Below are 23280 nucleotides of genomic sequence, written 5' to 3' on the forward strand. Positions count from 1 at the left end.
GCGTTTTGCGTTTTCTGCAAAGAAGTTTGTCCGTACGCACGCGTGGCGCGACCTTTGCGTCGACGGGGTCACCGTCGAGTCGACAAGAGAGCAGGACCGGACGCCATGGACAACGACATCACCCAGTACGACACCCCTGAGTACGACGGCCCCAGGTACGACGTCCCCGAGCACGACAGCCCCCGGTCCGGCACCGCTCAGGAGTGGGACGAGCGGTACCGCGCCGCCGACCAGCTCTTCAGCGGCAACCCGAACGGTGTGCTGGTCGCCGAGGTCGGCGAGCTGCCGCCCGGCCGGGCGCTCGACGTCGGCTGCGGCGAGGGCGGCGACGCGCTCTGGCTGGCCCGGCGCGGCTGGCAGGTCACGGCGGTCGACGTCTCGGAGGTCGCCCTGCGCCGCGCCGCCGCGGCCGGCGCCGATGTGGAGGGCCGGGTCTCCTGGTCGCGGGCCGACCTGGCCGTCACTCCGCCGCCCGCGGGCGCCTTCGACCTGGTGACCGTCCAGTACTTCCCGCTGCTGCGCAGCGCGGGCCTGGCGGCGGCGCGCGGGCTCGTCGACGCGGTCGCGCCCGGCGGCACGCTGCTGTTCGTCACGCACGCGCTGGCGGACCTGGCGCACGACCACGCGGTGACCGCGGAGTTCAACCCCGCCGACTATTACTGGGCGGACGACGTCGCCGCACTGCTCGCAACGGACGGCGATGACGGCAACGGCGACCGCGCCTGGAAGATCGACGTCAACGAGACCCGCCCGCGCACCGCCCCGGCCCCGCCCGGCACACACCACCACCGGGACACGGTCCTGCGGGCCCAGCGCATCGCGTAACCGGAAATCGGAAACCGGAGCCGGGAGGGTCGGCACGCGCCGGACCGCACCCAGCCGACGACCGGCCACCGGCCACCGGCCACCGGCCACCGCCGACCGCCGACCGCCGACCGCCGACCGCCGACAACGTCTACCCCGCGACCACGATCTCCGTCCCCTCCGCCCCGGCCACGGGCCCTGCCACCGGCCACCCGCCCTGCGGCACGGCCGCGACCGCCCGCCACCAGTGCTCCGTGGGCAGCGCCTCGGCGTCCGGTTCGAAGGGCTCGCCGGGCCGCGGCAGCGCAATGCGCGCGGCGGAGCGGCGGGCCGCAGTCACGGTCCCCTCGCCGGGCTCCGTCCACGCGTGCGGCGCCAGGTTGAACGTGCCCCAGTGGATCGGCAGCATCGGCCCGGCCGCGGGCCCGCCCTGCAGATCGAGGTGGGCGCGCATGCCCTCCTCCGGGGTCATGTGGATGTCCGGCCAGTACTCCGAGTAGGCGCCGATCTGGATCATCGTCACGTCGAACGGTCCGTGCTCGGCGCCGATGTCGCCGAAGCCCGAGAAGTACCCGGTGTCGCCGCTGTGGAAGACGCTGTGCTCGGGCCCGGCGACCACCCAGGACGCCCACAGGGTGTGCTGCGCGTTGCGCAGGCCGCGGCCGCAGAAGTGCCGGGCGGGGGTGGCGGTCAGCGTCACCCCGGCGACCTTCGTCGACTCGTGCCAGTCCAGCTCGCGCAGCCGGTCCGCGGGCACGCCCCAGCGCTCCAGGTGTGCACCGACGCCGAGCGGCACGGCGAACACGGTGTCCGTGTGGGCGAGCGCCTTGATGGTGGGCATGTCCAGGTGGTCGTAGTGATCGTGCGAGATCACCACCACGTCGACCGGTCCCAGCGCGGCGAGCGGCAGCGGCGCCGGGTGCAGCCGCTTGGGCCCCGCGAAGGCGAACGGTGAACAGCGCTCGCCCCACACCGGGTCGAACAGCACCCGCACCCCGTCCATCTCGGCAAGGACGCTGGAGTGCCCCATCCATGTGATCCGCAGGCCGCTGACCGGCGGCTTCGCCAGGTCGGCGAGGGTCGTGGCGTGCACAGGAACGGTGCCCGTGGGGGCCCTGCGGGCGCGCTCGTCCTTCCGGAAATAGTTCTTCGCGAACTCGAGCATCGAACCGTCGGGCCGGACGCGGGCGCCCTCCGGGTTCTGGAAGGACCCGTCCGCGAAGTTCGGGGACCGGCGGATGCGGTCCAGACGTGCCCCTGCGGGCTCGGCGCCAAAGGCATCGGGCTGGAGCGAGCGCAGCCCGGAAGTCAGAGAACGTGACACGGCGCCTCCCATTGATCGATCAGGTTTCCCATTATGTGCGGCACCACTGACAACGCGCTGGGCGCCTCTTGTGTGCCCGAGTCCCCGGGCTTGTGACCGGCATCCCTTCGCCGCCGCCCCGCACCCCTGGCAGAAACTGATCCATCATTCAGTAACAGTTCGATTGACAGCGCTCTCGACGACTCCGGATACTGACCGACGATTCAGTAAAGCCAACTGGATCCAGCGAAGCCGGAAGCCGTATGGAGGCACCGTGTCGGAACTCCCCACCGAACTGGTCCCGCTCACTCCCGAACAGCACGCCGTCGTCGAGCTCGCCCGGACGTTCGCGGCCGAGGAGATCCGGCCACGCGCGCGTGCCGTCGACGAGGCCGACGTCGAGACTCCCTGGGATCTGTGGCACAAGGCGGCCAAGGTCGGCATCACCGGGTTCATGCTTCCCGAGGAGTTCGGCGGAGGCGGCTTCACCGACGTGTTCACGCAGGTCCTCGTGCAGGAGGAGCTGTGCGCCGGCGACCTGGGCATCGGCAACCTGCTCTGCTCGAACGGCTTCTTCGCGGACCCCGTGCTCGCCCTCGGCACCAAGGAGCAGCGGCGCACCTGGCTCACCCCGCTCGCCGGCCCCGACACCCCGATGACGTCGCTGGCGACCACCGAACCGGGCGCGGGTTCGGACGCCGCGTCGATCACGACGACGGCCCGCCGTACCGAGGGCGGCTACCTGCTCAACGGCCAGAAAGCCTGGATCTCGAACGCGGGCGAGGCCGACCGCTACGTGGTGTTCGCCAAAACGGATCCGACGCGGCGCTCGCGCGGCGTGAGCGCCTTCCTCCTGCGCAAGGACACCGAAGGTGTCACCTTCGGTGAGCCGATGCGCAAGATGGGTCAACGCGCCATCGTCTGCCGGGAGATCTTCCTCTCCGACGCGTTCGTCCCCGAGGCGAACCGGCTCGGCGACGAGGGCCAGGGCTTCATCGGCCTGATGCGCACCTTCGACATCTCGCGCGCCGTCCTGGGCGCCGCCGCCACCGGTGTCGCCCGCGCCGCCTACGAGTACGCACGCGACTACGCGCGCACGCGCGAACAGTTCGGCAAGCCCGTGATCGAGCACCAGGCGGTCGCGTTCCGCCTCGCCGACATGCGCACCCGCATCGAGCAGTCGCGCCTGATGACGTGGCGCGCGGCCCGCCGCCTGGACGCGGGCCTGAGCGCCACCACGGAGGCGGCCATGGCCAAGCTCACCGCTTCGGAGACGGCCGCGTACTGCACCTGGGCAGCCGTGCAGACGCTCGGCGGCTGGGGCTACTCGCGCGAGTTCCCGGTCGAACAGTGGATGCGCGACGCCAAGTTGGAGGAGATCGAAGAGGGCACCTCCGACATCATGCGCCTGATCATTGCGAGGTCACTGTGACGTCCCAGCACCAACCCGCCGCCATTGCCCGTCACAGTCCCACGCCACCGCCGGACCGCCACCACCTCACCGGCGGCGAAGCCCTCGTCCGCGCCCTGGCCGCCCACGGCGTCACCCGGGCCTTCGGTATCCCCGGCACCCACAACCTGGAGATCTACCGCCACTTGACGGCCTACGGTGTCGCACACGTCGCGCCGCGCCACGAACAGGGCGCCGGATACGCGGCGGACGCGTACGCGCGCGTGACGGGCACACCCGGAGTGGCGATCACCACCACGGGTCCCGCGCTCCTGAACATCGCTGCGGCCGTCGGCCAGGCGTACTCGGACAGCGTGCCGCTGCTGGTGATCTCACCGGGCATGCCGCTGCGCCACCCGCGCCAGTCGACGGGACTGCTGCACGAAATGCGCAGCCAGAGCGAAGCGTTGCGGAACGTGGCCGCCTTCAGCCACCGGGTGTCCTCGGTGGCTGAAATCGGAGCGGCGGTGGCGCGCGCGTTCACGCTGTTCCGCTCGGAGCGGCCGCGCCCGGCGCACATCGAGATCCCGCTCGACCTCCTGGAGGCGGCGGAGCCCGCGGGCCCGCCCCGCACCGCTCCCCCGGTCGCGCCGCGCGTCGCTGACGCCGCACACATCGAGCAGGCCGCCGCGCTTCTCGCCCACGCGCGGCGCCCGGCCCTCGTCCTCGGTGGCGGCGCCCGCGGCGCTGCGGCCCAATGCCTCACCCTGGCCGAGCAGTTGGCGGCACCGGTGGCCACCACGGCGAACGGCAAGGCGATCGTCGACGAGGAGCATCCGCTCTCCCTGGGCGTGTCCCTGCACAGCCCGGCGGTGCAGGAGTGGCTCACGAGCCGTGACATGGTCCTGGCCGTCGGAACGGAGCTCGCCGAGTCCGACATCTGGCTCACCGAACCCCTCCCCCTCCAGGGCCAGTTGATCCGGATGGATCTCGACCCGGCGCAGATGTACGCGGGCGTCCCGGCGGATGTCCCCCTGGTCGGCGACGCGGCCGCCACACTCGACGCGCTCACCACGGCACTCGCACGGTCCGCCTCGGACCCCACCCACGCCCACGCCGAAGCCGCCGCCCTCAAGGCCGCCCGCGACACCGAATCCCGCCCCCGCGACGCCCACTGGCTGCCCTACCTGGAGGCGATCCGCGGCACCCTCGCCCCGGACGCCGTCGTCACCTCGGACAGCGCCCAGTGCTGCTACTACGGCGCCCTGCCCCACCTCACCCTGGGCCCCCGCGCCCGCTACCTCCACCCCACCGGTTTCGGCACGCTCGGCTACGCCCTGCCCGCCGCCATCGGCGCGAAGGCCGCCCACCCGGACCGCCAGGTGGTGGCGCTCAGCGGCGACGGCGGTCTGCAGTTCTCGATCCAGGAGCTGGCCACGGCCACCGCGCTCCAACAGCCGCTCGCGGTCGTCGTGTTCGACAACTCGGGCTACGGCGAGATCCGCGACGAGATGAAGGCCCGCGGCGACGCACCGCTCGCGGTCGACCACGCGCGCATGGACCTGCCCGCCCTCGCCCGCGCCTACGGAGCGCACGGCGCGACCGCCCACTCCCCCGAGGAGCTCGCGAAGCTGCTGAGCACCGCCCTGACCACGCCCGCCCCCACCCTGATCGTCGTCCCTGAGGAGTCCGCATGACCACCGCCCCCACGCCCGCCGGCAGCGCCACACCCCCGACGGGCTCAACCGCCTCGACGACTGCGGGGACCACCACTGCTCCCCTCACCCAGCTCACCTGGACCGACCATGTCACCGGCCGCCACGGCTACTTGGTGATCGACCGCCTGGTCCGCGGCGTCTCCAGCGGAGGCCTGCGCATGCGGGCCGGCTGCACCCTCACGGAGGTGGCGGGGCTCGCACGCGGCATGACGATGAAGGAGGCCCTGCACTACAACCCGCAGGGCCGGTACATCCCGCTGGGCGGCGCCAAGGGCGGCATCGACTGCGACCCGCAGGACCCGGAGGCGTACGGCATCCTGGTGCGCTACCTGAAGGCGATGCGCCCGTACATCGAGTCCTTCTGGACGACGGGCGAGGACCTGGGCCTCACGCAGGACCTGGTCGACAAGGCGGCGGCCGAGGCGGGGCTCGTGTCGTCCATCCAGGCCGTGTACCCGCTCCTGGACGACGAGGAGACGGCCCGTCAGCGGCTCGCGGACGCCTTCGCGGTGGACGTCGACGGCATCGGTCTCGACGAACTGGTGGGGGGCTGCGGCGTCGCGGAGGCGGTCCTGGTCGCGCTGGACCGCGCCGGCCGCTCCTACGAAGGCACCCGTGTGTCCCTGCAGGGGCTGGGCACCATGGGCGGCGCCACGGCACGCTTCCTCGCGCGCGCGGGGCTCACGATCGTGGCGGTGGCCGACCTGAAGGGCACCATCGCCAACGACGCGGGCCTCGACGTGGAGGCGCTGCTCGCCGCCCGCGACGCCTACGGCACGGTCAACCGTGAGCGGCTGCGCGCGGAGGACCGTGAACTGCCGGGCGACGCCTGGCTGTCGGCGGACGCGGACGTACTGATCCCGGCCGCGGTCTCGTACGCGATCGACGCGGCGAACCAGGAGCGGATCACGGCCCGCTGGGTCGTCGAGGCGGCGAACATGCCGGTCCTCGCGGACGCCGAGCAGCTCCTGACCCGGCGCGGCATCACGGTCCTGCCGGACGTGGTCGTCAACTCCGGGACGAACGCCTGGTGGTGGTGGACCCTGTTCGGCGACATCGGCGCCGACGCGGACGAGGCCTTCGCCTACACGCGGCGCTCCATGCGCTCCCTGATCGACCAGATGCTCGCGCGCGCGGAGGGCGACGGAACGACCCCGAGGGCCGCGGCGCACGCCATCGTCGCCGACCGCCTGCCGATCCTCGCGGAGAGGTTCGGGTGGTACAGGTGACGACGACAACAAGCCTGGACGCGCTGTACGACCCGGCGTCCGTCGCGGTCGTCGGCGCGTCCGACAACCCGGAGAAGTGGGGCTACTGGCTCGCGGCGGGCGCCCTGACCGGCCGCGCCCGGCGCGCGGTCCACCTGGTCAACCACAAGGGCGGCCACCTCCAGGGCGAACCGTTCCGCCCCGGCCTCTCCGCACTGGCCGCGCCACCCGAGCACGTGGTGGTCGCGGTCCCGCCCCACCAGGTGCGCCCCGTGGTCCAGGAAGGCCTCGACACCGGCGCCCGCTGCTTCACGGTGATCACATCGGGCACCGCCGAGGAGGACTCCCTCGCGCACCTGGTCACCTCGCACGGTGCCCGTCTGCTGGGCCCGAACTGCATGGGCATCGTCGACACCAGCAGCCAACTCCGGCTCAGCTGGGGCGACTTCCCGACCGGCGCCCTCGGCCTGGTCTCGCAGAGCGGCAACCTGGCCCTGGAGATCGGCAGACATCTCGGCCGTGCGGGCGCCGGCTTCTCGCGCTTCGTCTCGCTCGGCAACCAGCGGGACATCGACGCCGCCGACGCCCTGGAGTCCCTGATCGCCCACGAGCCCACGAGAGCGATCGCGGCGTACGTGGAGGACTTCCGGGACGGCCGCCGCCTCGCGGACGTCCTGGCGGCCGCGCACGCCGCGGGAAAGCCGGTCCTGCTCCTCACGGTGGGCCGCAGCGCGGCATCGGGCCGCGCGGCCGCCTCCCACACAGGCGCCCTGGTCAGCCCGCACGCCACGGTCGCCGCGGTCTGCCGCGACGCCGGCGCCCTCCTCCTGGACTCGGCGGGCGAACTCGTCGACACAGCCCTCCACTTGATGTCCCCCACCCTCCCTCTCGTACGTTCCCGCCCCCACCCCCCACGCCACGAAACCACCCCCGCCCCCACCCCCGACCAAGCCAGCGCCACCCCAGCCCCACCGCACCGGATCGCCGTGATCGGGGACAGCGGCGGTCAGGGCGCGCTGGCGGCCGATTCGTTCGCCGCGTGCGGCTTCGATGTGCCCGCGCTCTCCCCGGCCACCGTCGAGGCCCTGGCCGCGCACCTGCCGCCGGGCGCGGGACGGGCGAACCCGGTCGACCTGGCCGGTGCGGGCGAGCGGGACCTGGCCGCCTACGCGCGCGTGGCGGCCACCCTGCTGCACAGCGGCGACGCGGACACGGTCGTACTCACCGGCTACTTCGGGGACTACGCGAGCGCGAACCCGGCCCAGGCGGGGCGCGAGTGCGAGATCGCGCACGCCCTCGCCGACGCCGCCGGCGCCGCGGGGCGGGCCCTTCTCGTGCACACGATGGCCCGCGACACCCCGGCACTCGCCGTTCTCAGGGAACGCGGCGTCCCCGTCCACGAGCGCGTCGAGCAGGCGGCGACGGCACTCGCGGGCACCGTGCGCCTGGCCTCCGCCACGCCGCGCCTGCCGCAGGAGCGGACCGCGCCCCCGGCGGCGTACGAGGTCGAGGACGGCGGCTACGAGCGGGTGCGGGAGCTGCTGGCGTCCTACGGAGTCGCGTTCCCCACGGCCGAGTTCGTGGCGGACGCGGACGCGGCGGCGGAGGCCGCCTACCGCACGGGCTACCCCCTGGTCCTCAAGGCGATGGGGCTCGCCCACAAGACCGAGGCCGGCGGTGTGGCGTTGCACATCGCCGACGAGGCCGCCCTGCGGACCGCGTTCGCGCGGATGCGGGAGGCCACGGGGGCGGCCCGGTACGCGGTCGAGGCGATGGCGACACCTCCGTACGCGCGCGAACTCATCGTCGGCGTACGCAAGGACGCGGCGTTCGGCCCGGTCGTCATGGTCGGCGCCGGGGGTGTCACCGCCGAGCTGCACGCCGACACGGCGTTGGCGCTTGCCCCGCTCACCCCGGCACGCGCGCGTGCCCTGCTCCTTGAGCTGCGGCACGCGCCGCTCCTGACAGGGTGGCGCGGCGCACCGGCCGTCCACCTGGAGGCGGCCGTGGCGGCGGTGTGCGCGGTGGCGCAGGCCGCAGCGGACCACCCGGAGCTGACCGACCTGGAGGTCAACCCGCTCCTGGTGCACCCCGGCGGCGCCATCGCCCTGGACGCGCACGCAGCCCTGTCAAGCCCCGCCGGCGATTGAGGCGCGGGGTCCGGGGCAGAGCCCCGAGACCTCAACCACTGTGGCCGGGCCCCTCCACGGACCCGACCACGGTGGTCCGCGCCCGCCGCCGCGCGGGCGCACCGCACGCGTAGAACACCAACCCGATCACGACGAAGAGCAGCAGCGGCAGCACCTGGCTGAGCGTGTACGGCAGCCGCTGTCCTGCGAACGACTCGGGGAGGGAGTCCGCCGGGTTGCCCGCCGTGCCGAACCACCCGACCCCGAAGCCGGGCCAGACGAGCACGACCACGGTGAACGCCACGAAACCGGTGGAGAGCGCGGTCACGAGCCAGGCGCCCGCCCGGCCGCCCGGCACGGCGTAGGGGCGCTCCTGGTCGGGGTACTTGCGGCGCAGCACGGCGAGGCTCGGGAACGTGATGACGTAGGAGATGAACGTCGTGCTGATGGTCAGGCCGAGGCCCGCCGCGAAGTACTTCTCGCCGTCGCCTCCGGTGAGGTTGAGGGCGACGACGAACAGGATCGAACCGAGCACGGCGGACAGGATGTTGACCCGTACCGGGGTGCCGTGCTTCTCGGAGATGCGGCCCAGCCAGGCCGGACCCGCGCCGTCCGCGCACGCCACGGCCTGCGCGCGGTGGGCGCCCATCGCCCAGGTGACACCGGAGGTGAGCAGGCCGATGATGAGGCCGGCCGCGGCGACCCCGCCGAACACGGAGCCGAGCCCGGTCAGCGTCACCGTGCCGTCGGCCGCGATGGAGCCGCCGTAGACGGTGAAGACGGCCTTGCAGGCGTCGATGAAGCCGCCCAGGCTGCCGATCTCCTCGCTGGGCAGAACGAACAGGATGCCGAGGATGGGCCCTCCGTAGAGGAGCACGGCGGCGAGGCCGGAGCGCAGGATCGACAGGGGGATGTCGCGGCGCGGGTTCTTCATCTCCTCGGCGGCGGAGCTGGGCAGTTCGAAGCCTACGTAGTTGAAGATGAGCACCGGGACGAGCGCGACGAAGCCCGCATACGTAGGCGTGAATTCGCCCGCGGGCAGGGCGTGCACGCCATGTTCGGCGGCGTACACGACGACGGACACGAGGAAGAAGCCGAGCAGCACGACGCGCGCGACGGCGCCCGCGATGGGCACCCACTTGCCGATGCGTACGGACTGCACCACGGCGAGCGCGCCGCCCCAGATGAACACGAACCCGGCGACGTACTTCCACACGCCCGGCAGCGGCGTGAAGAACTCCTCCCAGGTGGTCAGCGCGATGATGCACAGGCTGCCGCCCACCCAGACCGGATTGGATATCCAGTACAGGAGCTGGTTGACGCCCGCGACGAGCCGGCCGAAGGCGAGGCGCGTCCATACGTACGGGCCTCCCTGCACGGGGAAGGACGAACCAAGTTCCGCGACGAGCAGCCCGTAGGGGAGGAAGAAGACGACGGCCAGAATGACCATCCAGGTCAGGCCCTGCGGGCCCTGTGCGGCGACGGATCCGATGGTGTCCAGGCCGACCAGCGTGCAGATGAGGAAGAACAGCACGTCCAGCCGGCGCAGATCCTTGCGCAGCCGTGAGCGCTGCTCGCCCCAGCCTTCGGAGAGGTCGGGCTCGTCCCCGGCGGGCGGGGTCGGCGAGAGGGATGGCGCTTGGGTCACGATTGCTCCTGGCGAGAACAGCGAGAACGAACGAAAACAGCGAGAACGAAAGAGGACGGCACTGACGGCACTTCGGGTCTTGCTCGGGCCGCGCCTACCCCCGACCGACCGACTTATTGACTGAACAGCCAGTCAGTAGTGGAACGTGACGCGACTGTGACCCCTGCGACGGCGAGCCGTCAAGGGGCCTGCACGTGAACGAGTCGGCACGCGGGAACAACTAGGGTTGCGGCGTGACCAGAGTCCGGTTGAGCGTGGCCGAGCGGCGTGAAGAGCTGCTGGGGGCCGCCATCGAGCAGATCGAGGCGCGCGGAGTGGCCGCCGTGCGCATCGCCGACGTGGCATCGGCGCTCGGCGTGAGCAACGCGCTGGTGCTGTACCACTTCTCGACGAAGGAGAAGCTCGTCGCGGCCGCGTTCGCGCACGCCGCCGAGAGCGACCTGGCCCATCTGCGCAAGCTGCTCGGCCGGCGCACGACGGCACTGAAGCGGCTGCGCGCCGCGGTGCGCTGGTACGCGCCGACGGGTCAGGCCAAGGGGTGGCGGCTGTGGATCGAGGGCTGGGCGGCGGCGCTGCGCGAGCCCGCACTGCGGGAGGTCACACGGGACCTCGACCGGCAGTGGAAGGCGGCGCTCGCGGAGGTGATCGCCGAGGGTGTGGCGGCGGGCGAGTTCGGCTGCCCCGACCCGATGGCGGCGGCGCTGCGGCTCACGGCGCTGCTCGACGGGCTCGCCGTGCAGCTGACGGCGTACGAGGACAAGCGAGCCAAGCCGGGCGCGGTGTCGCGGGCCCGCATGCAGGAGTGGGTGGATGAGGCGCTCGCCCGCGAACTGGGTCTCGAGCGCGCCGAGTTGACCGGGGCGGGGCGCTGACGGGAGGCCGTCAGCACCACCGCGCCGCTTGGGATCAACGCGTCAGGACGCCGCCTCCAGGTGCGCCTTCACCGCGTGCGGGTCCACGAAGCCCTTGGCCTGCACCCGGTCGCCGGAGGACTCGCCGCGCAGTCGGCGCCCGATCCACGGCACCAGGAACTCCCGCGCCCAGTGGATGTCGTCGCGCCGTACCTCGAACGTGCCGCGCTGCGGCAGCGGCGGCCACGCCTGCTCGGGGTCGGCCGGCACCTCGACGCCGAGCGCCTGGGCGGCGCGCAGCGCCACCCGCGTGTGCCCCTCGGGCGACAGGTGGAGACGGTCGCCGTCCCAGGCCCTGCGGTCCTGGATGGACTTCAGGGACCACAGGTCGAGCATCAGGCAGCCGTGCCGGTCGGCGATCGCCCGCACATGCATGTTGTACGTGGCGATCTTGCCGCGCAGGTGCTTGAGCACGGCCACGTCACGGGTGTCGAACCCGGTGGCCACCATGACGGTGCCCGCCGCGTCGGCGAGCTTGGCGACGGCCTTCTCGAAGCGTTCGGCCACGTCGTCCGGGTCGGTGCCGGGGCGGATGATGTCGTTGCCGCCGGCGACCAGGGTCACCAGGTCGGGAGCGAGATCGACCGCCTTCGGGACCTGGTCCGCGACGATCTGGTCGAGGAGCTTGCCGCGCACGGCCAGGTTCGCGTACTGGAAGGTGTCCTCGGGGACACGGTCGTCCAGGAGGACGGCGAGCCGGTCGGCCCAGCCCGCGAACTTGCCGTCGGGGCCGGGGTCACCGACTCCTTCGGTGAAGCTGTCGCCCACGGCCGCGTAGGACCGGATCGTGCCGTTGAGTGAGTCCGTGAGTGCTCTCGATTCGTTTGCCACGACCACACATCTTTCACCCTCGGCTGTGACCTACGCGACCGTAGCCAGGGGTTGACGTGTGGTGAGATAACCCACTCGCCACCTGGGGAATAAGCGTGGAATAAGCGCACGAACGCATTTCGGCGCCCGGGGAACACCCCGGGCGCCGAAGCGAGCGGGCCGCCGAGCGGCCCCTACGTCACGTCTCAGGCGTTCACACCGTGCTCGCTCAGGTACGCGATCGGGTCGATGTCCGAGCCGTAGTCGGCGCCCGTGCGGATCTCGAAGTGCAGGTGCGGGCCGGTGACGTTGCCGGTCGCGCCGGACTTGGCGATCTCCTGGCCGACCGTCACCGTGTCGCCCTGGGCGACACCGATCGAGGACAGATGGCCGTACTGGGAGAAGTGGCCGTCGGCGTGCTCGATGACGACCTCGTTGCCGTACGCGCCGCCCGAGCCGGTCGAGACGACGGTGCCGTCGGCGACCGACTTCACGGAGGTGCCGGTGGGGATCGAGTAGTCGGCGCCGGTGTGGCTGCCGCTGGACCACATGGAGCCGGAGTTGCCGTAGCCGGTGCCCTTGGCGCCGTCGACCGGCGCCGTGTAGTCGCCGGAGGCGGGGGTCTTGGCGCTCGTCTGCGCGGCGGCGGCGCCGCCCTCGGAGCCGGAGTCGCCCTCGGCCGCGCCGCCGAGGTCGAGCTTGACGCCGATCTTGAGGTGGTCCGCGTTGGAGCCGACGGCGTCCTTGTTGTCCTCGTACAGCTTCTTCCAGCCGCCGTCGACGTCCTGCGCCTTGGCGATCTTCGAGAGCGTGTCACCGGCCTTGACGGTGTACGTCGTGGTGTCGGCGGTACCGCCGGACGTCGCGGCCTGCGCGCCGGTGGCGCCCATCAGCGGGAGCGCCACGGCGACTCCACCGGCGGAGGCGACGGCGGCGACACGGGCGATGCGCTGGGAGGTCGAAAGGCGGTGCTTTCCCTTTGCGGGCATGCTGAATTTCCTCTCCGTCGCCTACGAGGTGAGCTGTCGGGTTCGGGCTGGAGATGCCCGGCCGTGCCCGGGGTGCGGGCGCGGCTTCACCCCTAGCCGCTTCGGGAAATCCCTGCGCGGCGTACTGCGTGTGGGTCCCCCGCTCCTGCCGTGACGGGTAGTCGAAAGGAATCCGGACGGCGGCAGGACTAGGCGTTCCGACCGGATTGATTGGTGACCGTAGGCGAACCGCAATGGCTACGACAAACCCCGAATTCACCTGCGGCGGCAATTCCTTGGATTTCTGAGGCGGCCCTGCGTAACCCTGCGTCGACCTTCTTCGCTTTACCAACGCCATACCTTCGGGGATTACTGGGGAGGCAATCCGGGCCACCCGGCACGCAGCGTCACGAACATGAAGCCGGTCACGCACAGGCCCACAAGCCCCTCCGATCCATGCACAGTTGACACAGAACGGGGCGAATCGGACAGATGGTTGCCTGGGGAACCGATGTCGTATCGTCAGGAGCGCGCCCACCGGCGACCCAACGCCGGTGCACCGATTGGGAGGAGCCCCTGTGACGCAGCACGCACCGTCCACCGAGCCCGAGCTGACCGGAGTGCGCAACTTCCGAGACGTGGGCGGCCTGCCCACCGTGGACGGCCGGCGCGTGCGCCAGGGCGTACTGTTCCGCAGCGGCCACCTCGCCCACGCCACGGCCGAGGACTCGACCTTCCTCTCCTCCCTCGGCCTGCACACGGTCTTCGACTTCCGCAACAGCGCGGACCAGAAGCTGGAGGGCGCGGACGTCGCGCTGCCCGGCGTGCGCAATCTGAACCTGCCGCTCAACGACCCGGCCGACGGCGCCGAATTCTGGGCCATGGTCCGCGACGGCGACATCAATCAGCTGCGCCAGATCCTCTCCGAGGGCCGCGCGGCGAACCGGCTCGTCGATTCCTACCGCACCATGATCAAGGAGCGCACCGCCGAGCACAGCCGCGTGCTGCACTCCCTCGCCGAGGACAGCCTCCCCGCGCTGATGCACTGCGCGGCCGGCAAGGACCGCGCGGGTCTGTCGATCGCGGTGACGCTGCTCGCTGTGGGCGTGGAGCGCGACGCCATCGAGGCGGACTACCTCAAGTCCAACGAGAAGCACCGCCGCTACAACGTGCGCCGCACCGCCACCGCGAAGGATGCCTACTCCCCCGAGATCATGGAGCTGCTCAGCCCGCTCTTCGACGCCCGCATCGAGTACCTCAACGCGGGCCTCGAGACCATCGACGAGCACTGGGGCGGCACGGACCGCTACCTCGAAGAGGGCCTGAAGCTCACCGCGGCGACGCGCGAGCGGCTGCGCGAGCGCCTTCTCGACTGACCGCCGAGCGCCGTCCCCTGGTGCCGGGCGGCGCCGGGCGTCACATGGCGCCCGTTGCCGCGCACCTCTCCGAGGTCCGCCGTCACCCCTCCCTGTCGCGAAGTGCCGCGCGGGCGGGGAGGGTCACGGCGAGCAGACCGAGACACACCGCGCTCGCGGCGAACGTGCCGTACAGCAGCGGCGGTATGTACGGGGATTCTCCCGTCATGCCGCGCATCATCGGGGTCAGCGTGATCATCGCGATGGCGGTGCCGAGCAGCACCCCCGCCGCCGACACCAGCAGGCTCTCCCAGCGGAGCATCCGCAGCACCTGGCGACGCGTGGAACCGACGAGGCGGAGCACGGTCAGTTCGCGACGGCGGTCCAGGACCGTCATCACCAGCGTGTTGACCGCCGCGACGGCGGCGAAGCCACCCAGGACCGCGGCCATCGTGTAGTTGGACCAGGCGCCCATTTCGCTGTCCACGCTCCGCGCGACGGCGTAGCCCGAGGCGTCGGTGACCTTGCCGAGTGCGGTGAGCGGCCCGGCGTCGCCGCCGCGCACCAGCAGCGTGCTGTCGAAGCCCGATGTGACATGTCCGGCGAGGGAGGCGCGGTCCATCGTCACCGCCGCCAGGCCAAGGCCCCGGCCGTATACCGCGGCGACCTGCGGGCGGGCCTTCGTGCCGTCGGGGAGACGGAGCGGCAGCCTGTCGCCCACCTTCACCTTCACCTTCGCCGCCGTCGCGAGGGTCTTGTCGATGGCGATGCGACCCGCGCCCACGCGGTCCAGGCTGCCGCGGCGCACATCCAGGTCCTGCACCTTGGCGAGCTCGCCGCCCGAGCCCGAGATGCCCTGGGCCGCGGTCGCCTGCAGCGAGGTCTCCCCTCCCAAGTCGACCGGTACGAGCACCTGCGTGTCGAGCAGGCTCACGGCCGCGTCGACACCGGGAGCGCGGGCCGCCCGGTCGGCGGCGCCCGCCGGCAGGCCTGCCGGATCGGTGACGGCGTGGTCCGCCGTGATGCCCGCGCGCAGCTGGTCCGCGGAGACCTTGCTCTCGCTCGTGTGCATGAAGACCAGCGTCGAGGCGAAGGCCATCGCCAGCACGATCGGCGTGATCGCGGAGGCCGACCGGCGGGAATTCGTCCGGGAGTTGGCGGCCGCCAGCGAGGCCGAGGCCCCGCCGCCGCGCAGCAGCAGGCCGAAGGTCGCCGCGCACAGCCGGGCCAGCAGCGGGCCGAGCAGGGCGACGGCGAGCATGAAGAGCATGACGACGCCGAGCGAGGCGTTCGCCGCGTCGGCGCCTGCGGTGGAGGCCGCGACACCGGCGAGCACCGAGCCGCCGCCGAGCGCCGCGATGCCGAGCACGGTACGGACGACACCCGGCCGCAGCCGCTCCACCGAGGCCTCGGCGAGCGCCTGACCCGGCTTGATCTTCGCGGGCCTGCGCCCGGCGATCCAGCCCGCGCCGAGCGCAGTGAGCAGCCCGGTCCCGACGGCGGCGACCAGCGGGATCCACGACACGTGCAGCTCGACCGCCTGCGGGACGGCCCCACGATCCTTCAGCTGCCCGAACCACCAATGCGCGAGCCCGATGCCCGGCAGGCACCCGAGCACCCCGGCGAGCGGCGCGACGAGCAGCGCCTCCGCCGCGACCGCCCGGCGGATCTGCCGCGGGGTGGCGCCGACAGCACGCAGCAGCGCGAACTCCCGGCTGCGCTGGCCGACGGAGAGGGCTACCGTGCCGGCCGCGGTGAACACGGCCACCAGCGTGGCGATCCCCCCGAAGGAGCCGCCGAGCGCGGTGAGGGTCTCCTTGGCGTAAGCCAGGCCGTGATCCTCGACCTCGCCACGGTCGTCGCCGGTGAGCACCTGCGCGCCGGAGCCGGCCAGCGCCTTCTCGACGGCCGTGGCGAGAGCCCCGGTGTCGGCTCCTCCCTTGGCCAGTACCGCGATGGCGTCGGCCTTGCCGGGGTGCCCGGACAGCGCGGGGGCCTCCGCGTCGGCGAACCAGGCCGTGGCGCTGCTTCCGGTCGCTGTGCCTGCCGACGTGGTGTCCCCGGCCCCGGACCTGGCGATACCGGACACCCGGAACTCCGCGCGTCCCGCCGCCGTTTCGAGCGCGACGGTGTCGCCTACCTGGGCCTTCGCCGTTCGGGCCGCTGCGGCGTCGAGCACCGCTTCTCCCGTGTGCGGCGCGGCGCCCGCGGACAGCGCGGTTCCGGTGAAGGCGTGCGAGCCCCAGCCGTGGCCGGTGAGCGCGCCGCTCCCCTGCCGCACCGGGAAGGTGAAGTCCGCCACCGCGGCCTCGGCGCCCGGCGCGTGGGCCGCCTTCGCCGCGAGCCCGGCATCCACGCGCGCGGTGTCCGGGAGCGGGTACGCGGATTCCTCGGGGCCGTCGACGGTGTCGGCGACGATCCGCGCGGACTGGTCGGCCGCCGCCACGACCGGCACCTTCGCGTATCGCTCCGCCGGAACCGAAGCGCGCACCCCTGACTCCAGCAGCGTGCCGCAGGCCGCGACGATCAGCGCCGACATCAGCAGCGCGACGAAGGTGCCCGCGAACGAGGCGGGTTTGAAGCGTACGGCCGCTCGCGCGAGGCCGTTGGGAGCGAGGCTCATCATGCCGCCGCTCCCGCCATCGCGCCCGCGCGGGAGGTACGGGCGGCGAGCGTCGCCATCCGCGCCGCGATCTGCTCCGCCGAGCCGCGCTCCAGGCTGTCGGCGAAGGCGCCGTCGGCGAGGAACAGCACGCGGTCGGCCCAGGCGGCCGCGGCAGGGTCGTGCGTAACCATGACGACGGTGGCGCCGAGGTGGTCGACGGCGTTGCGGAGCAGGCCAAGGACCTCGGCGGCGGTGCCGGTGTCGAGGGCGCCGGTGGGCTCGTCGGCGAACACCACGTCGGGGCTCGTGACGAGGGCGCGGGCGACGGCCACCCGCTGCTGCTGGCCACCGGAGAGCTCGCCCGGCCGGCGCCGCGCCTTGTCCGCGAGCCCGACCTGCGCGAGCATCGCGGCCGCCCGGCCCCGGTCCTGGCGGCGCCCGGCCAGACGCATGGGCAACAGGACGTTCTGCTCCACCGTCAGCGACGGCAGCAGATTGAACGCCTGGAAGACGAAGCCGAGGCGGCTGCGGCGCAGCTCGGTGAGGCTGTTCTCGCTCATGCCGGTGATCTCCGTGCCGCCGAGGCGCACGGATCCCGCCGACAGCCGGTCGAGCCCGGCGGCGCACTGTAGGAAGGTGGACTTGCCGGACCCGGACGGCCCCATCACGGCCGTGAACGTGCCGCGCGGCAGAGCGAGATCGACGCCCGCGAGGGCGTGCACCGCACCGGCACCGCGCCCGTACTGCCGCCGCACACCGCGCAGTTCGACAGCGAGACCCGGCGTGCCGGCCCGTGCCTCCGGCCGGTTGTCCTCGATCGTCCGCTGCTTGCCCCTGCGTAGCCTCATGGCCCTGTCGCGCCCTCTCGCACTCTTCCTCGCTCTGACGGAGAGGAGTGTGCGAGAACGGCCGGGTACCTGGCGTCATACCCAGGAGCCAACATGGAGGTGCTACCGCAGTAGGGGGTCCCGCCTCACGCGGAGTACCGCCTCACTGATTCCCGCCCAGCGTGAACAGCAAGTAGATGAACCCGGCCAGCGCATGCCCCGCGAAGACGTACACGAGGACCCGAACGAGAATGCCGCGCGGGAGCTTGTCCTCTATGTCGCGGCGGGCCGGGGTCGGGGTCGGCTCGGCCGCATCGGACGTGTCAGCCATGACGGGTCTCCTTTACCGATCCCGCCGACGGCCCGAGGCACAACGCGGCCGTCGGACTCTGCAGCAAGGTGTGGACGAAGAGGAAGTCGACGCCGCCCTCGTCGACGGCGGCGATACGGTGCGGCGTGAGCGAGTCGAAGTGGGAGCTGTCGCCCGGATCGAGCCGGTAGGACGTGTCCCCGAGCCGCAGCCGCAGGCGGCCCGACAGGACGTACAGCCACTCCTCCCCCGGATGCACGCGGACGACATCGCCCTGGGACCCGTACGGCGCGTGGACCTGCAACGCCTGCATGCCGCGGCCCGGCGACCCGGCCTGCCGGTACGTCCAGCCCCCGGCCTCGGTGGCCTCCATCGTGCCGCCGCGCACGACCGCGTCACGGTCGGCGGGGGTCTCGCCAAGGAGTTCGGATACGGTCGTACCGTAGATGCGGGCCAGTGAGAGCAGCATCGGGAGCGAGGGCTGGCGCTGTCCGGTCTCCAGGCGTGAGAGGTGCGCCGGTGACAGACCGGCGGATCCGGCGGCGGCCTCCAGGGTGAGGGCCGCGCGGCGGCGCAGTTCGCGGAGCTGGGGTGCGACGGCGGGAAGTTCCGGGGGTTCCGGAACCTCCGCACCGTCCGCCTCGTCCGGCGAGAGGGCAGGGCTCATGCTGTCGATTCAGCCAGAGCCGTGCCCCTCCGGCAACTTTCTTGCCTCAGAGGCAAAGGCCGACGCGAGGGCAGTGGCGGAGGCAGCAGCCCCCGCCACCACCCGACGCCGGCCGAAGCCGCAGCGCCCTCAGCGGTTCGCCACCGCCTGCTTGATCAACGTCTTGCTGAAGTCCCACATCAGCCCGCCCCCACTGTGCGCGTCGTCCATGACCGCCGTGAACGCCTCGACGAACCGTTCGACGTCGTCCTCGTTCACCACCAGCGGCGGGATCAGTTTGATGACTTCGAGGTGGTCTCCGGACACCTGCGTCAGGATCCGGTGCTTCTGGAGCAGCGGCACCACGACCATCTGCGCGAACAGACCCTTCCGCGCGGCCTGCAGCATCGTCCAACGGCCGCGCAACTTGAGGGACTTGGGGCGGCCGAACTCGATGCCGATCATCAGGCCGCGGCCACGTACGTCGCTCAGCAGCTCGTAGCGGTCCACCAGCGCACCGAGCCGGGCCTTCAGCAGCTCGCCCATCACGCGCGCGTTCGCGACGGTCTCCTCGTCCTCCATGACGGACAGGACGGCGAGGCCCGCCGCCATCGCCTGCGCGTTGGAGCCGAAGCTCGCCGAGTGGACGAGGACCCGGTCCATGGATGAGTAGACCTTCTTGAAGATCCAGTCCTTGCCGAGCGTCGCGCCGACCGGCACATACCCGCCCGACAGTGCCTTCGCCACGCACACCAGGTCGGGTTCGACGCCCTCCTCGTGCTGGTAGGCGTAGAAGTCGCCGGTGCGGCCGAGGCCGGTCTGCACCTCGTCCGCGATCAGCAGCGCCTTGTGCGCCCGCAGCAGCTCCTGCGCGGACCGCAGATAGCCGGGCGGCGCCTCGTGCACACCCTTGCCCTGGATCGGTTCGACGATGAGTCCGGCGACGTCGCCCTTCTTCAACTCCCTTGCCAGCGCGTCGAGATCGCCGAGCGGCACCGGGGTGTCGGGCAGCAGCGGCGCGAAGCCGTCGCGGAACCCGTCCTCCCCGTTCACCGACAACGATCCCGTCGTCAGGCCGTGGAATGCGTGCGCGCAGTACAGGATCCGCGGCTTGCCGGTCGCGTACCGCGCGAACTTCAGCGCTGTCTCGACCGCCTCCGTACCGCTGTTGCCGAAGAACACCCGGTCCAGGTGCGGACTGTGCGCCAGCAGCTTCTCGGCGAGCAGGCCCGGCAGCGGCTGGCAGTCGAAGCGGGTCAGGTCGGCGAGCGAGGCGTCGAGGACGTCGTGCAGCGCCTTGCGTACGACGGGGTGGTGCCGGCCGAGGCCCATGACGCCGAATCCGGCGAGCATGTCCAGGTAGTCGTTGCCGTCCGCGTCCCAGAAGTGCGCGCCCTCGGCCCGCTCGTAGACCTTGTCGAAGCCGATGGTGTGGAGCATCTTCGGCAGCTGATGGTTGAGGTACTTGGCGTGCAGCTCGTACCGTTCGGCGCCGCGCTCGGCGAGCAGCGTGCCGAGGTCGAACTCCTTGCTCATACCTTGCTCTCCTTACCGGCCTTCATACCCTGCTCTCCTTACCCGCGATGAGATTCAAGCTGGTGCTGATCCGGCCCGCGATCTCCACGGGTGTCAGGCCGATGTCGGCGAGCACCTCGCCCCGTTTGGCGTGCTCCAGGAACTGCTCGGGAATGCCGAACCTCCGTACGGGCACGTCGACTTCGGCCTCGCCGAGCGCGAGCGCGACGGCCGAGCCGACGCCCGCCGCCTTGCTGTTGTCCTCGACGACGGCGACCAGCTCGTGCGCGGCGGCCAGCGGCGCGAGATCGGGGTCGACGGGTTTGACCCAACGCGGGTCGACGACCGTGCAGTTGATGCCGCGTGCCTCGAGCAGATCGGCGGTCTGCAGGCACACCGGCGCCATGACGCCGACCGACACGAGAAGCACCCGCGGCTCCTCGGTCCGGTGCAGTACGTCGATGCCGCCGACCCGGTCGACCGCGGCGATCGGCGCGCCCACCGACTCCTTGGGGAACCGCAGCATGGTCGGCGCGTCGTCCACGGCGACCGCTTCCCGCAGCTGCAAGCGGAGTTGGTCGGCGTCGCGCGGCGCGGCGATCCGCAGGCCCGGCACGACCTGGAGCACGGACATGTCCCACATACCGTTGTGGGAGGGCCCGTCGGCGCCGGTGACCCCGGCCCGGTCGAGCACGAACGTCACCCCGCACTTGTGCAGTGCGACGTCCATCAACAGCTGGTCGAAGGCCCGGTTGAGGAAGGTCGCGTACACCGCAACCACCGGATGCAGTCCGCCCGTTGCGAGTCCGGCGGCCGAGACGGCGGCGTGCTGTTCGGCGATCCCGACGTCCCACACCCGCTCGGGGAACTGCTCCGCGAACTTGGTGAGCCCCACCGGGTGCAGCATCGCCGCGGTGATCGCGACGACGTCCTCGCGCTCGCGCCCGATCGCCGCGATCTCGTCCCCGAACACTGACGTCCAGGAAGGCCCGTTGGAGGGTGCGAGCGGTTCACAGGTGAGCGGATCCATCACGCCGACCGTATGAAAACGGTCGGCCTCGTCGGCGAGCGCGGGCTCGTAGCCGCGCCCCTTCTCGGTGAGACAGTGCACAAGTACCGGGCCGTGGAAGCGCTTTGCCCGCCGCAGCGCGGATTCGACGGCGCCCACGTCATGGCCGTCGATGGGACCCACGTACTTCAGGCCCAGGTCCTCGAACATGCCCTGCGGCGCGAACGCGTCCTTGAAGCCCTTCTTCGCGCCGTGCAGCGACTCGTAGACCGTGTGCCCGACCACGGGGGTCTTCAGGAGCACGTCCTTGCCCCAGGCCAGCACCTTCTCGTACGAGTCGGTGGTGCGCAGCGTCGCCAGATGGTTGGCGAGGCCACCGATGGTGGGTGCGTAGGAGCGTTCGTTGTCGTTGACGACGATGATCAGCGGCCGGTCCTTCGCGGCCGCGATGTTGTTCAGGGCCTCCCAGGCCATGCCGCCGGTCAGCGCGCCGTCACCGATGACGGCGACGACGTGCCCGCTCTCCCGCTGCACCTGGCGCGCCTTGGCGAGTCCGTCGGCCCAGCCGAGCGCCGTGGAGGCGTGCGAGTTCTCCACGACGTCGTGCTCGGACTCCTCGCGCGAGGGGTAGCCGGACAGACCGCCCTTGCCGCGCAGCTTGGAGAAGTCCTGGCGGCCCGTCAGAAGCTTGTGCACATAGCTCTGGTGGCCGGTGTCCCACACGAGGCGGTCGACCGGCGATTCGAAGACCCGGTGCAGCGCGATGGACAGTTCCACCACGCCCAGGTTCGGCCCGAGGTGGCCCCCCGTCCTCGCGACCGCGTGAATCAGGAACTCCCTGACCTCATGGGCCAGTTCGGCGACCTCCTCCTCGCTCAGTGCCTTCAGGTCGCGCGGCCCCCGGATGCTTTCCAGAATCGTCACGCTCGAGCCCCCTTCCCCTCCGTACGTAAGAAATCAGCTCACGGTGACGTCGGGAGCTCCCGACGCGGCGCCGTCCTTCTCCATCTGTTCGGCGATCTTCATCGCCTCTTCGATCAGCGTCTCCACGATCTTCGACTCGGGGACGGTCTTGATGACCTCGCCCTTGACGAAGATCTGGCCCTTGCCGTTGCCGGACGCGACACCGAGGTCGGCCTCGCGCGCCTCGCCGGGACCGTTGACCACACACCCCATGACGGCCACCCGAAGCGGCACTTCCATGCCGTCGAGCCCGGCGGTCACCTCGTCGGCGAGCTTGTAGACGTCCACCTGTGCGCGCCCGCAGGACGGGCACGACACGATCTCCAGGCGCCGCTCCCTGAGGCCGAGCGACTCCAGGATCTGGATGCCGACCTTGCACTCCTCGGCGGGCGGCGCGGACAGCGAGACCCGGATGGTGTCACCGATGCCCTCGGAGAGCAGCGCTCCGAAGGCCACGGCGGACTTGATGGTCCCCTGGAACGCGGGACCTGCCTCGGTGACACCAAGGTGCAGCGGGTAGTCGCACGCGGCGGCGAGCTGCCGGTACGCGTTGACCATCACCACCGGGTCGTTGTGCTTCACCGAGATCTTGATGTCCCGGAAGCCGTGTTCCTCGAAGAGCGAGGCCTCCCACAGAGCGCTCTCCACCAGGGCTTCCGGTGTCGCCTTGCCGTACTTCTGGAGCAGCCGCCGGTCCAGCGAGCCGGCGTTGACCCCGATGCGGATCGGTGTGCCGGCGTCCGACGCCGCCCGCGCGATCTGCTTGACCTTGTCGTCGAACTGCTTGATGTTGCCCGGGTTCACGCGCACCGCAGCGCACCCCGCGTCGATGGCGGCGAACACGTACTTCGGCTGGAAGTGGATGTCCGCGATCACGGGGATCTGCGATTTGCGCGCGATGGTCGCGAGCGCGTCCGCGTCGTCCTGCGTGGGGCAGGCCACGCGCACGATCTGGCAGCCGGAGGCGGTCAGTTCGGCGATCTGCTGCAGCGTCGCGCCGATGTCGGACGTGCGGGTCGTGGTCATCGACTGCACGGAAACGGGCGCCCCGGCTCCCACGGCCACCGGTCCGACCTGGATCTGACGGCTGACTCGCCGTTCAGCGATGGGTCGGACCGGCACCTCGGGGAGGCCCAATGAAACAGGCTCTCCGTTCATGAC

Annotated in this window: 18 protein-coding genes and 1 riboswitch; of the genes, 7 read left to right on the forward strand and 11 right to left on the reverse strand. The window is 71.7% G+C overall.

Translation table 11 applies throughout. The features are described from left to right. Positions 1-105 precede the first annotated feature (105 nt). A complete protein-coding gene (locus ACIRHA_RS10090; protein WP_403842477.1) occupies positions 106-825 on the forward strand; it encodes a class I SAM-dependent methyltransferase in 720 nt (239 codons plus the stop codon). 130 nt (positions 826-955) lie between these two features. Here ACIRHA_RS10090 and ACIRHA_RS10095 read toward each other — a convergent pair whose 3' ends face one another. Beyond that, positions 956-2140: an MBL fold metallo-hydrolase gene (locus tag ACIRHA_RS10095; RefSeq protein WP_403842480.1), complete on the reverse strand. Its 1185-nt coding sequence runs from the start codon at positions 2138-2140 to the stop codon at positions 956-958. A 241-nt stretch (positions 2141-2381) separates the two neighbouring features. Between ACIRHA_RS10095 and ACIRHA_RS10100 the strand changes: the two genes are divergently transcribed. From ACIRHA_RS10100 to ACIRHA_RS10115, 4 genes are read left to right on the forward strand one after another with little or no spacing between them, the layout of a single operon-like run. Then, entirely contained in the window at positions 2382-3539 is a 1158-nt protein-coding gene (locus ACIRHA_RS10100) for an acyl-CoA dehydrogenase family protein (RefSeq protein WP_403842483.1), read from the forward strand. Then, positions 3536-5194 (forward strand): 5-guanidino-2-oxopentanoate decarboxylase, encoded by a 1659-nt coding sequence (locus ACIRHA_RS10105; RefSeq protein WP_403842486.1) that lies wholly within the window; start codon positions 3536-3538, stop codon positions 5192-5194. Before ACIRHA_RS10100 ends, ACIRHA_RS10105 begins: the two co-directional genes overlap by 4 nt. Beyond that, on the forward strand, positions 5191-6444 hold the full coding sequence (locus tag ACIRHA_RS10110) for a Glu/Leu/Phe/Val dehydrogenase dimerization domain-containing protein (RefSeq protein ID WP_403842488.1): 1254 nt from the start codon (positions 5191-5193) through the stop codon (positions 6442-6444). Before ACIRHA_RS10105 ends, ACIRHA_RS10110 begins: the two co-directional genes overlap by 4 nt. Next, on the forward strand, positions 6441-8573 hold the full coding sequence (locus tag ACIRHA_RS10115) for an acetate--CoA ligase family protein (protein ID WP_403842491.1): 2133 nt from the start codon (positions 6441-6443) through the stop codon (positions 8571-8573). Before ACIRHA_RS10110 ends, ACIRHA_RS10115 begins: the two co-directional genes overlap by 4 nt. Before the next feature lie 31 nt (positions 8574-8604). Here ACIRHA_RS10115 and ACIRHA_RS10120 read toward each other — a convergent pair whose 3' ends face one another. Further along, a complete protein-coding gene (locus ACIRHA_RS10120; protein ID WP_403842494.1) occupies positions 8605-10200 on the reverse strand; it encodes an APC family permease in 1596 nt (531 codons plus the stop codon). A gap of 233 nt (positions 10201-10433) precedes the next feature. Here ACIRHA_RS10120 and ACIRHA_RS10125 point away from each other — a divergent pair, with 233 nt between their 5' ends. Continuing rightward, positions 10434-11072, forward strand: a complete 639-nt coding sequence (locus ACIRHA_RS10125; protein ID WP_403842496.1) for a TetR family transcriptional regulator C-terminal domain-containing protein — start codon at positions 10434-10436, stop codon at positions 11070-11072. Positions 11073-11114: 42 nt separating this feature from the next. Here the strand turns inward: ACIRHA_RS10125 and ACIRHA_RS10130 are convergent, their stop codons facing one another. Together ACIRHA_RS10130 and ACIRHA_RS10135 are read right to left on the reverse strand one after the other, a co-directional pair. Beyond that, entirely contained in the window at positions 11115-11897 is a 783-nt protein-coding gene (locus tag ACIRHA_RS10130) for an SGNH/GDSL hydrolase family protein (protein WP_403844388.1), read from the reverse strand. A gap of 230 nt (positions 11898-12127) precedes the next feature. Further along, entirely contained in the window at positions 12128-12910 is a 783-nt protein-coding gene (locus ACIRHA_RS10135; protein WP_403842499.1) for a peptidoglycan DD-metalloendopeptidase family protein, read from the reverse strand. Positions 12911-12913: 3 nt separating this feature from the next. Then, positions 12914-13084, reverse strand: a riboswitch (cyclic di-AMP (ydaO/yuaA leader). A gap of 383 nt (positions 13085-13467) precedes the next feature. Here ACIRHA_RS10135 and ACIRHA_RS10140 point away from each other — a divergent pair. Then, entirely contained in the window at positions 13468-14265 is a 798-nt protein-coding gene (locus ACIRHA_RS10140) for a tyrosine-protein phosphatase (RefSeq protein ID WP_403842502.1), read from the forward strand. Positions 14266-14347: 82 nt separating this feature from the next. On the opposite strand, the gene ACIRHA_RS10145 is transcribed toward ACIRHA_RS10140, so the two are convergent. The 7 genes from ACIRHA_RS10145 to ispG all read right to left on the reverse strand — a co-directional run bounded on the left by ACIRHA_RS10145 (position 14348) and on the right by ispG (position 23277). Continuing rightward, positions 14348-16867 (reverse strand): ABC transporter permease, encoded by a 2520-nt coding sequence (locus ACIRHA_RS10145; protein WP_403844391.1) that lies wholly within the window; start codon positions 16865-16867, stop codon positions 14348-14350. Continuing rightward, the gene (locus tag ACIRHA_RS10150; protein ID WP_403842505.1) at positions 16867-17697 is read right to left on the reverse strand and encodes an ABC transporter ATP-binding protein; all 831 of its coding nucleotides are present in this window, start codon (positions 17695-17697) and stop codon (positions 16867-16869) included. Before ACIRHA_RS10150 ends, ACIRHA_RS10145 begins: the two co-directional genes overlap by 1 nt. Positions 17698-17839: 142 nt before the next feature. Further along, complete coding sequence (locus ACIRHA_RS10155; protein WP_327660349.1) at positions 17840-18007, reverse strand: DUF6126 family protein; 168 nt, start codon at positions 18005-18007, stop codon at positions 17840-17842. Beyond that, on the reverse strand, positions 18000-18653 hold the full coding sequence (locus ACIRHA_RS10160) for a helix-turn-helix domain-containing protein (protein ID WP_403842507.1): 654 nt from the start codon (positions 18651-18653) through the stop codon (positions 18000-18002). The genes ACIRHA_RS10155 and ACIRHA_RS10160 overlap by 8 nt, the downstream gene beginning before the upstream one ends. Before the next feature lie 129 nt (positions 18654-18782). Beyond that, entirely contained in the window at positions 18783-20168 is a 1386-nt protein-coding gene (locus tag ACIRHA_RS10165) for an aspartate aminotransferase family protein (protein ID WP_403842510.1), read from the reverse strand. Between the two features lie 22 nt (positions 20169-20190). After that, entirely contained in the window at positions 20191-22080 is a 1890-nt protein-coding gene (gene dxs / locus ACIRHA_RS10170) for a 1-deoxy-D-xylulose-5-phosphate synthase (RefSeq protein WP_403842513.1), read from the reverse strand. A 33-nt stretch (positions 22081-22113) separates the two neighbouring features. Next, positions 22114-23277, reverse strand: coding sequence for a flavodoxin-dependent (E)-4-hydroxy-3-methylbut-2-enyl-diphosphate synthase (ispG, locus tag ACIRHA_RS10175; protein WP_403842516.1), 1164 nt, complete (start codon positions 23275-23277; stop codon positions 22114-22116). Between the last annotated feature and the right edge of the window lie 3 nt (positions 23278-23280).

It is taken from the genome of Streptomyces sp. NPDC102360 (assembly GCF_044766085.1).
GTDB lineage: Bacteria > Actinomycetota > Actinomycetes > Streptomycetales > Streptomycetaceae > Streptomyces.

Coding starts and splice junctions, on each gene's coding strand:
- ACIRHA_RS10135 (WP_403842499.1), bottom strand. CDS start 12,910: ATGCCCGCAAAGGGAAAGCACCGCCTTTCGACCTCCCAGCGCATCGCC.
- ACIRHA_RS10090 (WP_403842477.1), top strand. CDS start 106: ATGGACAACGACATCACCCAGTACGACACCCCTGAGTACGACGGCCCC.
- ispG (WP_403842516.1), bottom strand. CDS start 23,277: ATGAACGGAGAGCCTGTTTCATTGGGCCTCCCCGAGGTGCCGGTCCGA.
- ACIRHA_RS10165 (WP_403842510.1), bottom strand. CDS start 20,168: ATGAGCAAGGAGTTCGACCTCGGCACGCTGCTCGCCGAGCGCGGCGCC.
- ACIRHA_RS10160 (WP_403842507.1), bottom strand. CDS start 18,653: ATGAGCCCTGCCCTCTCGCCGGACGAGGCGGACGGTGCGGAGGTTCCG.
- ACIRHA_RS10145 (WP_403844391.1), bottom strand. CDS start 16,867: ATGAGCCTCGCTCCCAACGGCCTCGCGCGAGCGGCCGTACGCTTCAAA.
- ACIRHA_RS10150 (WP_403842505.1), bottom strand. CDS start 17,697: ATGAGGCTACGCAGGGGCAAGCAGCGGACGATCGAGGACAACCGGCCG.
- ACIRHA_RS10155 (WP_327660349.1), bottom strand. CDS start 18,007: ATGGCTGACACGTCCGATGCGGCCGAGCCGACCCCGACCCCGGCCCGC.
- ACIRHA_RS10110 (WP_403842488.1), top strand. CDS start 5,191: ATGACCACCGCCCCCACGCCCGCCGGCAGCGCCACACCCCCGACGGGC.
- ACIRHA_RS10095 (WP_403842480.1), bottom strand. CDS start 2,140: ATGGGAGGCGCCGTGTCACGTTCTCTGACTTCCGGGCTGCGCTCGCTC.